The organism is Aquirufa nivalisilvae (assembly GCF_004307455.1).
In the GTDB taxonomy this organism is placed as follows: Bacteria; Bacteroidota; Bacteroidia; order Cytophagales; family Spirosomataceae; genus Aquirufa; species Aquirufa nivalisilvae.
The window spans coordinates 474,922-491,725 of record NZ_SEWX01000001.1 but is presented as its reverse complement, the minus strand read 5'-3'; the positions used below and the strand labels follow the sequence as shown (position 1 = coordinate 491,725).

Sequence of the window (16,804 nt, the reverse complement as noted above, 5' to 3'; positions counted from 1 at the left end):
ATTAAAATCCTCCTGACTTTGTTTTCGGTTTTGTTGTAGGTGCAGCCTTGGGCGCTGCTTTAGCTTTAGGCGCTTGTTTTTTTACTGGCGGCTCTTGCCTGTACAAGGTTAAAAACTTTTTAACAAATGCCGCTTTTTCATCGCTAGCTGCTTCTACCACGCGAACTTCTCCCTCTTTTTTATCTTTCTTTTCATTTTTAACAGCTTCTCTCACTGCCGCTAAAAATTGATTATCGGAAGAATAAACCCCTAATTCTCCGTTAAAATACGCAAAATAATACCAAAGATCTTCGGTTAATTCCCAATACCCATAAAACTCCTCCTTGCTTGGTTTCTTGATTACTTCCATATAACCTTTCAGCGTACTATTCACATCCACAGGTCCAACATTAACCAACGGAATTCCTCCCAATGAATAAAATGCACTCAAATTCGGCGACCAAGCCCATTTCACTGCTGAGAAATTAATTGACTTGCTGAACTCCAAAGAAACCTTATCCAAGGCTAAATGGTTTTGATCCATCTTAGATTTAATAGATTCGGGTATCGCTTTACCTAATACCTGTTCGGCTCTTTTCAAATAATCATCCCGCATTTCTGGCTCATCTGCCGAAGCTGTACTTAAACCTTCTTCCAAATTATACTTCACAATGCGATCCCCCATGATCTTTAAAATCGTTGGTGCAAAAGGAAATTGCAAACTAGTCCAGGTTTCTAAACGAGGAATTAATGTATCCGTCGACATAGAAATTTTACCAAAAGAAGTGAGAAGCTTATTCCCCGTAAACAATTGAACGGCCCCCTCTGCCTCCAGTCGCCTTTCTTTGACATACAGCTTCATATCACTTTGCTTACCCTTCACTTGATAATATTCTTTTTCTTCGAAAACTTCTCCTTCCGCTGAATATAAAACTGGATCTAAATCATCTGACTGAGGACCTAAAAAAGTAGGATATAGTTTATTATCCGCATTGATAAATATCCCAGCAGTCACTGGCCTTCCTGCTTCATCACGTAAGCTTGGACTCAACTTCAAATTGGGAGATTCTCCTCCTTGGTTTTCAAAGGGAATCCAGGCCGCTTTAAAATTAGAAAGTCCTATAACAGGTCTGATAAACCCTTTGAAATTCAAAAACTCCTGATTCGACTTGAAGAAAATTTCTCCCTTAAATTGTTGATGTGCCGACAATGCTAATGGAACTTTCTCACTTAATACCGCCTCAGCTTGAATGTATTTTTCCGCTGCTTTTTTGGCTGTGGCTGCTTCCTCCATAAAAGCGAAATTCCGCATTTTTATCTTGGTACTATCTCCCGAAGCACGAGGCAATAAATACGTAGCTTCCCCTTTCCATCCGTCGGCATTCGCTTCACTAACCAGTAAATCGCTCAATATATGTCGCTTATTATCTGGATCTAATATGGCTCTAGCACCTGTAAATGGCTTAAACTGTCCGTCTTTCTGAATGGCCAATAATCCTTTTGCAGGATAAACGATAGCCGGTCCAATACCCACCTGTTTAACTCCTCCCAATTGTAATAGCTGGGCTTTTAAATCATAATCCGCGGTACTCGCTCGAATAAGACCCTTGTCGGAATGCGCTATTTTCTTTTGTAAAGTAGTAGAATCTTGACTAAACATCGTAGAATCGGCTGACCACTGAGTTAACTCAAATCCAGACTTTCCAGAAAGCTTAAATCGCTGAGTCGCCAAATCCCAAGTTGCCTCAGAAATGGTACTTTGGTACCCAATGAAAGGAAATAGCAGGGTACTATTTTCATCTGATAAATCCTTCGATTTTTTAGCTCGCATGCTTACTTTTTGAGTCCCCATCACAGCTTCTACTGAAATGGATTGCGCATATACAGACGGCTTAAATAAATTCATCTGACGACCAATCTTCACATCGCTTAAATCACTTTGCCAAGCATTAGAACTAAACACAAAATTTCGTGAGCTGAATACTCCATCTCCATAGAAAACTTGACCTTGACCAAAAACCTTTTTTTGATGAAACCCTAAATTTCCCGCCAATTGAATTTGGTTATTAAATAAGCTAATTCTGTTTTTCTGAGGATAAATCCACAAGCTATCCACTGCTGGAAACCAATGCAAATGGTGTACTCCAAAGCTTGCCGAAGGAAAGGTATTTTTCCCCTGATACATGCTTATCAACTTTCCATCTATCCCTTTCGCTACTAATGAATCTGGATAAAAAGTGGTAGTTTTCGTATTAGAGCTTAAGCCCCAAATCGAAAAATTTCCCGAGGCATGTAAACCTTCTCGATCCATCAATAAAGCCTCATTCAACGCGAATTTTGCTTGATTTTTATAAATATCCATTGGATTTTTGACCATATACTTAAATCCAAATGATTGATCTGGCATTAATTCCAATTTGGTTTTTAGTACAGGTAATAATCCATCGGAATAGAAACTTCCATCAAACGTGATGTCTTTCAATAATAAACTATCCAATTCAATTCTTGGAACCTTGAAATAGTATTTTTTGTCATATAAACCTTGGGCTCGCCAGGGTTCATCAAAATAGGTAGTTACACCTTTTGGAATGATTAATTTAGGATACGCTGCCACGCCTAATCGACCTGATTTATTATTTGGTGGACTTAATTGCAACATCCCTGATTCATACTTAAAATGCCCACCAAGCTCCCTTGTTCCTAAGGATCCATCTTTCAATCTTGGTAAAAAAGTGATGGAATCTATTTTAGGGAAATTGACTGTAAATTCGGCAAAATTAAATTGAAAATTGGGACCTCTAAATCGATAATTACCAATCTTAATTTCTCCATGAAAATCAAAATCTCTACCTTTCGTGAAAACTACTTGTCTATTCTGAGGCACAAAATTAGCTTTCAGTGAATCTGATACTCGGATTTCGTCAATCCCTCGAACAATTAACCTTTGACGACCAAGATCCAAACTGATATTCGCAGAATCTTTTTCAATCATATCTGCAAAGGAAGCCACATAAAAACGATCAAAATCCTTTTTTTCAAATTGTACCAAAGCATAGTGCCGACCCATTTTGGTAAAAGAAACTTGATCCGTATCCTCCCGATACTGGATGTATCCAGCATCTCGGTACATCATAAATCCTGACTTCAATGAGGCATAATCTCGTTTATATTTGAGCGCTATTTCACTGAGATAAACTTGCGGACTTTTCGTTTCAATAATTTGATTATACAAAATCCGCAGGGGATTATAATTCAATATTCCCTGCAGTGCGGTCACTCTACTTTCTTCGAAATAGTCAAAAGATTCAACCCATGCAGGAACTTGATTTTTCCCAGATAAACGGAAAAAATCTACTTTTTTTGCTTGTGGGTTTAAAATTGCTAAATCCGCTGAAATCCGAACCTGATGATAAGTATCTTCAAATAATAGTCGTTCCATAGGACCTCCATCTATTTTTCGGATATGCAATAACTCTTGGAGAGGGTACCAGTTGGCTCGAATACTAGGATGTTGCAAGGTATCTTTCGTTCCCATATATGCTGCAAATTGCCCTTCAGGAATGGTAACATTTCCCTCGGCACTTAACCACATCAATTTCGTTTTTATTTGACCAACCAACTGTTTATCAGAAAGCACTTGAAAGTAGGCCATTTGGCTTGTAGAAGAAATCAAGCCTCGCTTATCTCCCAAAATCCATAATCGCCCATTGGCTCTCCACGACTTCTCTTGAATAGGGGATGCCATGACATCGATGGAGCGAAACTCAAAAGGAAATATAGCCGCGTTCGTTTTCCTTTTAAGGCTCAGTTTTCCTTTTCCTGCTAAGCTTTTCTCAAATTGAACCCAGTCTCCATCTAAAGCCACTAATTGTCCTTTTTTAGGCAAAATTTCAAATGACTTTATCTTCCATTTAGCATCTAAATACCCTAGTATTTCCCCTGGAATCTCCGCATCCGATCCTTTTCCAATCTTATTTAAAACCGACCATTGAAAGGTCTTTGGTGAAAAATTGATACTATCTCGTCCCGTTTTATAACTGAGTTCTGGAAATTTCCAAAGCAACACTGGTCCTCCCGTTTTTGTCTCAACAAGCCAATTTTTATCGGAAGCATTAGGAGCGATGATGTCGGATGAACCTGGCGTATCCCAGCCATCATTATCAACCGATTTCTGTCCCAGAGAATCCGCGACCAATACGTCGCTCGGCCAAGTAACCAATAATCTCCCTTTTACTTTTATCGACATAGATGCCAAGCCAGGAATCTGCTGATTAAACTGCCAGTTCTCCACCGTTTCTGCCAAGGTTAAAGCCGTCCGAAAGTCCTTCTTTTCTACTAATTTCTCCCAAACTTGAATGAGGCTTTTTAATGCTTCCGCATCATCACTAAATTGAACCGTACATCGAATGAATAAATAAGCTAATTGAGGGGATTTAAAGCCCATGGAAGGCATTGTCTTGACCAGTTTTTCAAACTGATCCTGTTCTGCAGCATTCAAATTAGCATAAGGCCATTTGGACATCCATAAATCCACCACAGCAGGAGCCTCTTTATTCCTACTAAGAAGCATCCAATTTTTAACCTCTGTAGAAAAGTCTCCTTTCGAATTGGAAAATTTTTGTGCTTGAGTTGACAAACTCATCCCCAACCAAACAAAAACAAAGAAAATTAGGGTTCGAAACATATTCAGCTAAACCTAGGGATAAGCAAGTAAAAATAAGCAAAATTTTAAGATATTTGCGGTAAATAAGCCCATTATGCAAAACGTCCTTTCTCTGTTTAATCGTATAAAAGCCTTTGTTTTTGATGTCGATGGAGTTATGACAGATGGTCAAGTACATGTACTAGAAACAGGCGAGCATTTCCGAAGTTTTTATATCCGAGACGGATATGCCATTGAAAAAGCTAGACAAGCAGCATACCAAATGTGCGTCATCACGGGAGGAAGCCACCCTGGTGTTCAAAAACGTTTAGAAAACCTTAAGTTTCAACACATTTACAGCAGTTTAGGCGGTACCAATAAAACGGCAACATTTGAAAAATGGCTACAAGAAGTTGGCCTAAATGAAGATGAAGTTTTGTACATGGGAGATGATGTCCCTGATTTAGAAATACTATCTAGGCCCCAAATTCTAAGCACCTGTCCTTTCGACGCAATCCCTGAAATTCACCAAGTAGTTAAATACGTTTCCCCATTTAAAGGTGGTCAAGGAGCTGTTAGAGATGTCATAGAAAAAGTGATGAAACTACAAGGAAAATGGCCTAATTAATATCCTATGGCAACAATACTAGCAGTAGAGGGTCATTTACCTCAATTCGGTGAAAATGTGTGGTTAGCTCCCAACGCTACCGTTGTTGGAAATGTTTCCATAGGAAAACACGGCACCGTTTGGTTCAATGCCGTTATCCGAGGAGATGTTAATCGCATTCAAATCGGAGATTATAGCAATGTCCAAGACGGGGCGGTTATTCATTGCACCTATCAGAAAACAGAGACAATTATCGGGAACTACGTATCTATTGCGCACAATGCCATTGTTCATGGCTGTACCATAGAAGATCGAGTTCTGGTGGGTATGGGAGCTATCATCATGGATGGAGCCTATGTGGAATCAGGGAGTATCATTGCAGCAGGAGCCGTAGTTACGCAAGGCATGCGCATTCCATCTGGAAGTATTTATGCAGGTAATCCCGCCAAATTTTTAAAACCTGTCAGTGAAGAGGCCGCAGAAGTATTCATGCGCACTGCAATGAATTATGTCAAATATGCCAGTTGGTTTGAATAAGAGTATGTAATTCTCCTAAATAAGCATTACTCCGTTGTTAATCCCAGCAATCCCTCTGCTAATATTCGGTCATTAGATAAACGTGGAACCTTATTTTGTCCCCCTAATTTCCCTTGGGACTTCATGTATTGAATAAAAGAATCTTTGGCTAAAGATTGAATTTTCAAAGGCTGAAGGATATTACCTACAATCAAATCTTGGTAATAAATGTTTTGTCGCTGCATGGATGCATCCAGTGTCTTTTGAAATAATTCCATGTTCTTGGGCGCTACATCAAATTCCATCAACCACTCATGATGCGGCATTAGTCCATCCTTAGGAGTAATATTAGGAGCCACCGTAAATTCCACAATCTTCGTTTCAGGACATCCTTCCATCGCTTCTTTCACAGCCAATTCCACTTCTTCTGCAATCACATGCTCCCCAAATGCCGAAATAAAATGCTTGATTCTTCCAGTTACAATAATCCGATATGGGTCCAATGAGACGAATTTAACCGTATCTCCGATGGAATATGACCACAAGCCTGCATTCGTGGTCATCAATAAGGCATAGTTGACACCAAGTTCTACTTCCGATAAACATAAACGGGTTGGGCTTGCCGAGAAATAGGTATCTGTTGGAACAAACTCATAAAAAATTCCGGCATCTACCAATAAAAGCAATCCTTCCTCACCTGTAGAATCTTGAAAAGCAATGAATCCTTCTGAAGCAGGGTAGGTTTCAATGACATCTACTTTTCTGCCTATGGATTGCATTAATTTTTCTCGATAGGGTTCAAAATTGACGCCACCGGTGACAAAAACTTGAAAATCAGGAAATAGTTCTCCAATTTTTTTGCCTGATTTCGCTTCCAATCGGTCAAAATACATTTGTACCCAAGGCGGAATTCCAGAAATCAAACCCATGCGCTGATCGATTGTTTCCTCCACAATGGACGCTAATTTTTCTTCCCAATCCTCCATACAATTCGTAGCATAGGAGGGCAATTGATTGGTTCGTAAATAGGAGGGAACATGGTGATTCACAATACCCGAAAGTCGACCTGTTGGCACTCCATTCTTTGATTCTAATTCAGGGGAACCCGATAAAAATATCAATTTCTGATCCAAAAATGAGGCATTCCCGCTATGATGAACATAATGCAATAATGCATCCCTGGCCCCCAAAATATGAAAAGGCATGGATTCTGAACTTATAGGAATGTATTTAGCCCCAGACGTCGTTCCCGACGTTTTGGCAAAATAGGCAGGTTTACCAGGCCACAAAATATCCTTTTTGCCAGCTACCGCTTCCTCAATATAAGGCTTAATATCTTCGTACTCAAAAATGGGAACCTTGGATTTGTAATCAATGTAATTTTGGATTTTATCCAAGCCAAAAGCCTTTCCAAAAAGCGTTGATTTAGCTTTCTCTACATTTGATTTTAACCAAAAAAGTTGCTTTTCAATGGCCTCGGATTGAGTCATCCGATACTTGTTGACTACCCAATGGGCAAATGGCTTAGCGAAAAAAGAACGAATACCCATAGCTCTTTTCTTATTATCATTTAAAAATACCCTTGGGATCTGGCATTTTTTCCATGAGTTGCTGTGAGAAATTTAAATCAAGTTGAGTCAAATCTAAGGCACGACATTCATGAAAATAACTCCAAGCTAACTCGTATTTTTCTTGCAAAAACGCCACTTGACTTTTTTTCATCCAGGCATTGGCATTGGTCGGATCTTCTTGTAATGCTTGACTTAATAAAGCATCTACCTCTTCCAAATTACCACAATCCATGCCTTTTAAATAACAACTTAGTTTTACAATGGCATAATCTACTCGCATGATGCTCAACTTGGGATTGATTTGTAAACCTTTACCCAATAATTCTATGGCACCAGGAAAATCCAAACGCTGAAACGCGATGACACCTAATCCCCAATAGGCCTCTACACTCGTAGAATCTAAAGCATGAACTAAATTAAAACGATAAGTAGCCGTATCTAATTTCCCCTCTGAAACATATTCCCAAGCTCTTTCTGATAAAAACTTAACACCTTCGGCCCGATTGGGAAAACTTTGATCCACACTGGTGATAATCTGTGTAACCTCCTCCTGATCTTTTTTATTAAGTGGTTTTTTTCCAAATAAAGCTTGATATCGAGGTATTCTAATCAATGAATCCGCCGACATTGCCGCTAGCACGGGCACCGACAAACATAATAATAATCCTATTAAATAGGCTTTTTTTCTTAGCATCATATCACAAATCTACCTTTTCTTTTTAATGGAGGATGTATTTGAACGAAATTTTGATGCATTTTTAGGTTTTCCCTTAGAAGTATTTCCTTTTGATGGTCCCTTAGATGCCCCTTTCGCACCTAACTTGGCTCTTGGTTTATACTTCTTTTCATGAAAAGCCCCTTTGAAATCGGGATCTTCTCTTTTACGCTGATCATCCACAGCCCGCAACATATCTTGTTGTTCTAAAAATGGAGTATCTTCTTCATAAATCTCTGAAGGTAAGTGCTCTATCTCTATTTTCTGCTGAATAATTGTTTCAATTTTGGCCCAATGATAACGTTCTGCTAAAGTCACAAAAGTGATTGATTCCCCAATTTCAGCTGCTCTTCCCGTCCTGCCTATACGATGCACATAATCTTCATAAATCAGAGGAACATCAAAATTGATGACGTGTGAAACTTTGGGTATATCAATTCCCCTTGAGGCCACGTCCGTTGTTACCAATACACGTACCAAGCCCTCTCTAAATTGTTGCATGGCATTAATTCGCGTATTTTGGCCCTTATTGGAATGAATTACCCGAACTTGATCTTCAGATAAAACCTTCCTACTTAAAAACTTCTCCACTTGATTCGCCACTTCTTTACTCCTACAAAAAACCATCACCCTTTCAAATTCAGGATTTCGTAGAAAATATTCCAAGGCGTTAATTTTAGTTTTTAAATTCGGCGCTTCATACACATGCTGTTTCACTTGACTTGCAGGAGTAGCTTGCGGGGTGATTTCTATTTTGTGAGGAAACTCTAAAAACTCGTGTGATAAATTTTCTACTCGTTCAGGAAATGTTGCCGAGAATAAACCATTCTGACGTTTCTTGTAAGGAATGACTTCTAATATTTGACGAATCTGAGGCATAAAACCCATATCCATCATTTTATCCGCTTCATCCAGAACTAAATGCTTTAGTTCCTTCACGATAATCACTTCCTTTCGGTATAATTCTAAAAAGCGGCCAGGCGTAGAAACTATAATATCGACTCCATTTTCGATCGCTTGAATCTGGGGTTTTGGACCCAGTCCACCATATAGAGCCAATAATCTCAAGTCCGTAAACTGTGCCAAACTTACCATCACCTCATAAATTTGCATCACCAATTCTCTAGTAGGTGCCAAAATTAAGGCTCTAGGGTTTTGTCCTTGTGCATATTTACATTGCATCAGCAATGGTAAAACATAGGCGGCTGTTTTTCCTGTACCTGTTTGAGCAATTCCCAACACATCATGTCCGCCCAAAAGTAAAGGAATCGCCTTTTCTTGAATTGGTGTAGGTTCTTGATAACCCAAGGCATCACATGCTCTTTGTAATTGTGGGTTCAATCCCAAGCTTAAAAAATCAACCATTTCGTAGAAAATTATGCCTACAAAGGTAGCTAAATTCATTCGATTTAATGGAAATGCCTGAATAGCTGCCTATTGGCAGCATTCCTACTCCAAACCTTCCATTATTTCCCTAACTTTGGGTGAATTATTCCAATAGCTTGAAACCAGCTACCCGACTTTGGCTTATTAGAATTTGTATGGGATTGTCCACTTCCTTCCTTGTGGGATCCGCTTCGTCTTTGTTTTTGTGGGGTTTAGAAAAAATTCAAATTTATCGAACAGAACATCTTGCCCTTCTATATTGTCTCCCCATTCTTGGTGTCGCTTTTCAATACGTATCTCAAATTCCCCAATCTCCCATAAAATTAGGCACGAATGATTTAATTGATCGAGTCAACCAAAAGAGCGACGACATCCCTTGGTCCTTGGGACCATTCATTTTATTGAGTACTTGGTTAAGTCAACTCTTTGGAGCATCAGTTGGGAGAGAGGGAACTGCTGTTCAAATGGGCGGAAGCATTACCCATCAATTTTCCCAATGGCTGAATTTAGAAGAACAGGAAAAAAGAGATTGGCTACAAGCTGGGATGGCGGCAGGTTTTGCTTCGGTCTTTGGAACTCCTTGGGCTGGTTGTTTTTTTGGACTTGAAATTTCAAAAGTCGGACATATTTCTTTTCGCTCAATTATCCCATGCCTTTTTTCTGCTTTCGGGGCCAATTGGGTAAGTCTCCACGTGTGGAGCACGAATCACACCATTTATCCTACCGTTTTTTTACCTGAAATTACCATGGCATTTTGGGCCAAATTAGCTTGCATTGGCCTATTTTTAGGTCTAATCGCTTTGTTTTATTCCCGTTTAGAATCGATTATTTCTAAAACGTACGCCCAATTACCCATCCACACCATTCTCAAAGGGATTCTCGCGGGTCTAATTTTACTGCTAATTTTTCAATTCCCCTATTTTAAAGAAAGCATCGGCTTGGGCTCTTCTTTTTTACTGCGTCCATTTGAATCTGGAGAAACAGCCAACTTTGCCATCAGCAAAACGCTGGCCACGAGTCTCAGTTTAGGTCTAGGTTTTAAAGGAGGGGAAGCGACGCCTTTGTTTTTAATTGGTGCTCATGCCAGTAGTTCCCTTCATGAAATCATTTCATTCCCCATACCTTTATTGGCAGCTCTGGGTTTCACTTGTTTATATACTGGACTCGCCAAAACACCGTTGACCTCCATTGCCATGGGAGTAGAATTATTTGGCCAGGACGCTTGGTTCTGTTTCTTTCTTTGCACTCTTATCGTCATGTATATTTCAGGTAAAAATGGCATTTTCAAAAAACAAGCTTGGGCTAACTGGGTTCCTAAACCTTTATACGAATGATCTTTAATTCACTCATAGAACAATACGAAAGCTTTCAAGAAAAGCGAATTTCAAACCGTAGGTTTTCTGAAAAAGTTTGGAATGCTTTGCTACAAGAATGGACAGAAAACTCACTCTTCAGTACCCGAAAATTAGGTGAAACGTTTGAAGGAAAAGCCATCCAAGAAATACGATTTGGCCAAGGTCCAATCCACATAGCAGCCTGGTCTCAAATGCACGGGGACGAAGCCACAGCTACCATGGCATTAGCTGATATTTTTCTTTTTTTATCCCAAAATGAAAGTAGATGGATCAGTTTTAAGGAAGAATTACATCAGAAAGTATCTATATTCTTTATTCCAAGACTCAATGTAGATGGGGCGAATAGATGGACAAGAGAGACGGCTTTGGGCATCGATATGAACCGAGATGCGCGCACACAAAACAGTCCAGAAGCTAAAATTTTAGCTCAATGGTTAGATGAAATTAAGCCCCTTTTTTCTTTTAACCTACATGATCAAAACCGTTTATATTCAGCGGGAAAAACACCTCATCAAACTCATATTGCTTTACTGGCTACGGCGGGGGATGAGCATGGGACTTGGACTGCCTCTAGACTTAGAGCTGCTAAAATCGCGAATCAAATGGTGCGACATTTACAGCCATTATTACAGGAGAAGATTGCCAAGTGGACAGATGAATTTGAAGCGCGAGCATTTGGAGATTATGCCCAAGGAAAAGGTTATGGCTTAGTCTTATTAGAATCTGGTGGAGCGGGCTGGGATTTAGAAAAACAAACATTAAGAAAATACAATGCTTGTTTATTATTAGATGCCTTTTACTCCATAAGCACCGAGTCCTGGAGAACAGAGGAAACTCACTTGTATCAACATCTGCCCACCAATGAAAGACAAATTTTTGATATACTCATCAAAAATGCCCCATTAAACCAAGAAGAGCCCATTCATAGAGCTGATATTGGCCTAAACATCCAAGAAACAGCCCAGGAAGATGGCTCCATAGAATATGCTTGGATAATTGAAGACATAGGAGACCTAAGTCCTTGGTTTGGATTAACGGAAATCGATGGGGAAGCGTTACATTTGCATTCAGAAAAAATGCTGAAGAAAGAAGGGGTATATCATCAACTTGTTCTAACAAAAAACAATCAAGTCGCATTTGATCTTCATTCGTATACGCTAAAAATCAATTCATAGTATGACATCTTTACCTGTAATCATCATCGGAGTTAATCCATTTGCTTTAGAAGTTGCATCCATTTTTCAAAAAAATGAGGTTGTTATCTACGGATTTTTAGATGATGATCCGAAGAAAAAAGACACACAAATCGGTGAAATTCCCGTTTTAGGAAGTACAGAGGATGAGTCGTATTGGGGTCTAATTGGTAAAAACTGTGGGGTGTTTGTGGCATTAGAAAACCCTACAGAAAGAAAAAAGATGATTGAGACCATTATGGAGGATAGGCAAGTGAAACCTGTAAATGCCATCCATCCTTCAGCCATCATTGCTGATGTTAAAAACCTAGCCTATGGTGTGTATGTTGGCGCAGGAGCCATCATTCAGCCAGAAGCAAAGCTAGCGGATCATTGTATGGTTGGCGCCGGAGTCATCGTTGAAACGGGTGCTCAAATAGAAGAATACGTTCAAATAGGTGCGGGATCTGTGATAGGCAAAGAATGTAAATTAGACACCAATTGCTTTATTGGCATTCAAAGTACGATAGTTGGCAGCATTAAAATAGGTAAAGGAGCTACCGTTGGGGCGGGAAGTGTGGTGATTGAGCCTGTTCCTGCTTCCAAAAGAGTCTTTGGAAATCCTGCTAAATTGCTGTAATTCGATCAATATTCTTTTCTTCCACCATTTGTAAAAAGTGGTAGCGTAAATATAATTGAGCCAGAGTAACCACATCCTCTACACAATAAGCAGCTATTTTGGGCAGATCTTTCTCATGGTAATACACCCCATGTACTTTATCTCCCGTTAAGTTCGTTTTGGAGCCTGGAATTCCAAGCAATTCAGCTAATAAATCCAAAGAAATGTAGACTTTCCTGTCGCCAAATTTCCATAATTCCATGGTATCTTGATGTAGGACTTCCCAAGGTTTCTTACCATGAAGCTGTAAAGGCTTAGGTATTTCTAGTCCATTCACCAACATCCTGCGACATAAATACGGAAAATCAAACTCCTTTCCATTATGTGCGACTAATGTTAGTTCTCTAGATTTATAAGTAATATTGATAAACTCGATGAATTCCAAAAGCAAGGCCCTTTCATCATGATGAGCTATTGTCTTGACTTTCAAACTCAGCTCTTTCTCTTTGTTTTGATATAAGAAACCCATTCCAATCACAATAATTTTACCGAATTCAGCAAACAATGCGGCGCGATCTACATATAAGTCTTCTAAGGCTAGATTTTGTGAATTAGAGACATTCTTCGCCTTTTTTAGCCAAAAATGTTTCATTCGCTCCGAAAGTAGGGAAAAATCAGATTCTCCCGAGACCGTTTCGATGTCAATAAATAAGGTGTTTTTAAAGTTCTTTTTAGGCTCCATCGCTTATTGATTTATAGGGTTAGGTAATGTTTCACGTGAAACATGTTTTAGTTTCCATTCAAACAATTGGGTCAAATGGCTTAATACGTTGGATTTAACCTCATCTATGTTCATTTCTTGGCCTAATTCATGCTGTAAGGATGTAACACCTCGTGTTGCAATGCCACAGGGAACAATATGTCCAAAGTATGTTAAATCTGTATTTACATTAAGTGCAAATCCATGCATACTTATCCAGCGAGAAGCTTTCACACCCAAGGCGCATATCTTTCTAGCATGATCAGATTCAGGATCAATCCAAACGCCTGTTAAACCTTCAATTCTTCCTGCTACCAATCCATAATCCTGGCAAGTCAATATGATTGCTTCTTCCAGCATACGTAGATATAAATGAATATCCATGTAAAAATTCTCCAAATCCAAAATAGGATAGCCTACCAATTGTCCTGGACCATGATAGGTAATATCTCCACCGCGATTGATTCGATAAAAACGAGCACCAATGCTCTCCAAGAATGGTTCTTGCATCAACAAATGGGACTCATCACCACTTTTACCTAAGGTATATACATGTGGATGTTCACAAAACAACAAAAAATTGGGCGTTTCATCTGTAAGGGATTCTCTACGATTTCTCAATTTAATTTGAGCAATATGATCCAATAGCTTTTCCTGCAAATCCCAGGTTTCTTGGTAATCTGTCAAGCCAATATCAACAAATTGAACTTCTTTATTCTGCATCTTACATTATCAAGGAATTATAGAAAAGAGCATTTCGCCTTATATACCTTGCTCCACAAAGATAAGAGAATGGCAAAACATTTAAAGCTCGGCAAACAAGCCGAAAGGGTAGCCGAGGAGTATTTACGCCGAAATCACTACCAAATACTTGATAAAAACTATCGGACTGGAAAAGCAGAAGTAGATATCGTTGCCCAAATCCACCAAACCCTAGTCTTCATTGAAGTAAAATCACTCCGCAGAACACGCTTTGGATTTCCTGAAGAACAGATCAATAACCATAAAATCAATATGCTTTCAGAGGCCGCTAATCAATATCAAATTGATAGAAAATGGGATAAAGAGATTCGGTTTGATAGTATATCCATTACTTTTTTACCTCAAGCCACTAAATTAGAGCATTTCGAGGATGCTTTTTTGTAAATTAGCTCTTTGAATGAAAAACCATGATACAATTTTGCTCTGAAGAGATCAACTTTTCGCTACCTCATAAAAACAAGCACAAAGCCTGGCTTAAAGCAGTAGCCGCAGAAGAACAAAAGTCCATTGGGGAAATCAGTTATATCTTTTGTTCCGATGACTACCTATTAGAAATAAATAAAACGTATTTAAACCACGATACCTTAACAGACATTGTGACGTTTGATAACTCAGAAGATTCCAAAAAACTAGAAGGAGATATCTTTATTTCTTATGACAGAATCCAAGAAAATGGTAAAAAACTAGGAACAGAAGGCAGCGAATTGCAGCGCGTCATGGTTCATGGCTTACTTCATTTGGCTGGATATAAAGACAAAAAGAAAGAGGATAAAGAGCTAATGACGGCTAAAGAGGATTACTATTTAGCCCAATATTTTAAAGAACAATAAATGTTTCACGTGAAACAAAACAGAAAATGCAACAACAAGCATACGATGTAATAGTAGTAGGAGCGGGGCATGCCGGTTGTGAAGCAGCACATGCTGCGGCTCAAATGGGATCAAGCGTTTTGCTAATCACTATGAATATGCAAACCATCGCACAAATGTCCTGCAACCCAGCAATGGGTGGTGTCGCTAAAGGACAAATTGTACGAGAAATAGATGCGCTTGGAGGAATGTCGGGTATCATTTCGGACAAAACCATGATTCAATTTAGAATGTTAAACCGTTCTAAAGGTCCTGCCATGTGGTCGCCTAGATGCCAATCCGATCGTATGCGATTTGCAGAAGAATGGAGAATGACATTGGAACAAAACCCTTTGGTCGATTTTTGGCAAGACTCCGTTCTGCAACTTATCATCAAAAACAATGAGGTCTGCGGAGTAATAACCCGAATGGGAATTGAATTCAAAGCTCGCACTGTCGTGTTAACCAACGGCACCTTTTTAAACGGCTTAATCCACATAGGAGAGAAGCATTTTGGTGGAGGAAGAATGGCCGAACCCATGGCCCAAGGATTAACAGAACAACTTGTTCAATTAGGCTTTGAATCTGGCAGAATGAAGACGGGTACCCCTCCACGTGTAGATGGAAGAAGTCTCGATTATTCAGCCATGGAGGAACAAAAAGGAGATGAAAATCCAAGCAGTTTTTCTTATTTGACAGAAAGCCCAATACAAGAACAAAGATCTTGTTGGATTACCCACACCAACACCCAAGTACATGAAGTCCTTAGAAAAGGCTTTGATAAATCACCTATGTTTGCAGGTAGAATCAAAGGCCTTGGACCAAGATACTGTCCGTCTGTAGAGGACAAAATCAACCGATTTGCTGATAAAGATAGCCATCAAATATTTGTTGAACCCGAAGGATGGAATACGGTAGAAATCTATGTCAATGGGTTTTCTACTTCGCTCCCCGAAGGAATACAATATGAGGCCATCCGATTAATCCCCGGCTTTGAAAAAGCTAAATTATTTAGGCCCGGCTATGCCATTGAATATGATTATTTCCCCCCAACCCAATTACTAGCCACCTTAGAAACAAAGCTTATTCAGGGGCTCTTTTTTGCCGGACAAATTAATGGAACAACTGGCTATGAAGAAGCAGCATGTCAAGGTCTCATGGCGGGAATTAATGCTCATCAAAAAGCACAAGAATTAGATCCGTTTACCTTATCTAGATCAGATGCCTACATCGGTGTTTTGATTGATGATCTAATCAATAAAGGGACGGATGAACCCTATCGAATGTTTACTTCTAGGGCAGAGTTTCGAACTCTATTAAGACAAGATAATGCGGATGAAAGATTAACCGGAAAAGGCTTCGACTTAGGGTTGGCAACAAAAAAACGCATGGATAAATTCCAACAAAAGCAATGCGATGTTGCGCAATTATTAGACTACATCAAAACCAATAAAGTAAAACCAGATGAAATCAATTCCTGGCTAGCAAGTCAAGGTAGCTCTAGCCTAAGAGAAGGAACCCCAATCGTCAATTTACTGAAAAGGTCCGACTTAAGTTTCTCCACTATATTAGAACATCCTTTAGTTAAAAACATAAAAGACAACTATTCTCAAGAAGTTATCGAACAAGCAGAAATCATTGTTAAATACGAAAGCTATATCGAAAAGGAAAGACTCATGGTTGATAAAATGAAAACCATGGAAGACCTAAAAATTCCTGAAACATTTGATTACGATAAAATTAAAACGCTGTCAACCGAATCGAGAATTAAACTAAAATCCATTCGACCACAAACCATTGGTCAAGCAAGCAGAATCTCGGGTGTTTCTGCGTCAGATGTTTCTATTCTACTTTTATTCATGGGTCGCTAAT

14 protein-coding genes are annotated in these 16,804 nt (G+C 39.2%); 8 read left to right on the top strand and 6 right to left on the bottom strand.

The genetic code is table 11. From position 1 onward, the window contains the following. Position 1: 1 nt before the first annotated feature. Positions 2–4,663, bottom strand: a complete 4,662-nt coding sequence (locus tag EWU22_RS02190) for a hypothetical protein (protein WP_130924230.1) — start codon at positions 4,661–4,663, stop codon at positions 2–4. Between the two features lie 73 nt (positions 4,664–4,736). Between EWU22_RS02190 and EWU22_RS02185 the strand changes: the two genes are divergently transcribed. Both EWU22_RS02185 and EWU22_RS02180 read left to right on the top strand, forming a co-directional pair. Continuing rightward, positions 4,737–5,249, top strand: a complete 513-nt coding sequence (locus EWU22_RS02185; protein WP_130924229.1) for a KdsC family phosphatase — start codon at positions 4,737–4,739, stop codon at positions 5,247–5,249. A gap of 6 nt (positions 5,250–5,255) precedes the next feature. Beyond that, positions 5,256–5,765 (top strand): gamma carbonic anhydrase family protein, encoded by a 510-nt coding sequence (locus EWU22_RS02180; RefSeq protein ID WP_109321710.1) that lies wholly within the window; start codon positions 5,256–5,258, stop codon positions 5,763–5,765. Positions 5,766–5,791: 26 nt separating this feature from the next. Here EWU22_RS02180 and EWU22_RS02175 read toward each other — a convergent pair whose 3' ends face one another. Genes EWU22_RS02175 through EWU22_RS02165 form a run of 3 tightly spaced genes read right to left on the bottom strand, consistent with a single transcriptional unit; the run spans position 5,792 to position 9,434 of the window. After that, positions 5,792–7,294, bottom strand: a complete 1,503-nt coding sequence (locus EWU22_RS02175) for a GH3 auxin-responsive promoter family protein (protein WP_130924228.1) — start codon at positions 7,292–7,294, stop codon at positions 5,792–5,794. A gap of 16 nt (positions 7,295–7,310) precedes the next feature. Beyond that, positions 7,311–8,012 (bottom strand): tetratricopeptide repeat protein, encoded by a 702-nt coding sequence (locus EWU22_RS02170; protein WP_130924227.1) that lies wholly within the window; start codon positions 8,010–8,012, stop codon positions 7,311–7,313. Positions 8,013–8,021: 9 nt separating this feature from the next. Beyond that, entirely contained in the window at positions 8,022–9,434 is a 1,413-nt protein-coding gene (locus EWU22_RS02165; protein WP_394364558.1) for a DEAD/DEAH box helicase, read from the bottom strand. A 98-nt stretch (positions 9,435–9,532) separates the two neighbouring features. Here EWU22_RS02165 and EWU22_RS02160 point away from each other — a divergent pair, with 98 nt between their 5' ends. The 3 genes from EWU22_RS02160 to EWU22_RS02150 are packed head-to-tail and all read left to right on the top strand — an operon-like array spanning position 9,533 to position 12,583. Next, positions 9,533–10,750: a chloride channel protein gene (locus EWU22_RS02160; RefSeq protein WP_231962599.1), complete on the top strand. Its 1,218-nt coding sequence runs from the start codon at positions 9,533–9,535 to the stop codon at positions 10,748–10,750. Continuing rightward, entirely contained in the window at positions 10,747–11,946 is a 1,200-nt protein-coding gene (locus EWU22_RS02155) for a M14 family zinc carboxypeptidase (RefSeq protein WP_130924225.1), read from the top strand. Before EWU22_RS02160 ends, EWU22_RS02155 begins: the two co-directional genes overlap by 4 nt. Before the next feature lies 1 nt (position 11,947). Then, on the top strand, positions 11,948–12,583 hold the full coding sequence (locus EWU22_RS02150) for a NeuD/PglB/VioB family sugar acetyltransferase (RefSeq protein ID WP_130924224.1): 636 nt from the start codon (positions 11,948–11,950) through the stop codon (positions 12,581–12,583). Here the strand turns inward: EWU22_RS02150 and EWU22_RS02145 are convergent. Further along, positions 12,570–13,304: a 3'-5' exonuclease gene (locus EWU22_RS02145; RefSeq protein ID WP_130924223.1), complete on the bottom strand. Its 735-nt coding sequence runs from the start codon at positions 13,302–13,304 to the stop codon at positions 12,570–12,572. The genes EWU22_RS02150 and EWU22_RS02145 overlap by 14 nt on opposite strands. 3 nt (positions 13,305–13,307) lie before the next feature. Further along, on the bottom strand, positions 13,308–14,045 hold the full coding sequence (lipB, locus tag EWU22_RS02140) for a lipoyl(octanoyl) transferase LipB (RefSeq protein WP_130924222.1): 738 nt from the start codon (positions 14,043–14,045) through the stop codon (positions 13,308–13,310). Between the two features lie 69 nt (positions 14,046–14,114). On the opposite strand from lipB, the gene EWU22_RS02135 reads away from it, so the two are divergent. Genes EWU22_RS02135 through mnmG form a run of 3 tightly spaced genes read left to right on the top strand, consistent with a single transcriptional unit; the run spans position 14,115 to position 16,803 of the window. Further along, positions 14,115–14,468, top strand: a complete 354-nt coding sequence (locus EWU22_RS02135; RefSeq protein WP_130924221.1) for a YraN family protein — start codon at positions 14,115–14,117, stop codon at positions 14,466–14,468. A gap of 23 nt (positions 14,469–14,491) precedes the next feature. Then, positions 14,492–14,914, top strand: a complete 423-nt coding sequence (gene ybeY, locus EWU22_RS02130; protein WP_130924220.1) for an rRNA maturation RNase YbeY — start codon at positions 14,492–14,494, stop codon at positions 14,912–14,914. Between the two features lie 26 nt (positions 14,915–14,940). Then, positions 14,941–16,803 (top strand): tRNA uridine-5-carboxymethylaminomethyl(34) synthesis enzyme MnmG, encoded by a 1,863-nt coding sequence (gene mnmG / locus EWU22_RS02125; protein ID WP_130924219.1) that lies wholly within the window; start codon positions 14,941–14,943, stop codon positions 16,801–16,803. The last annotated feature ends 1 nt before the right edge of the window (position 16,804 follow it).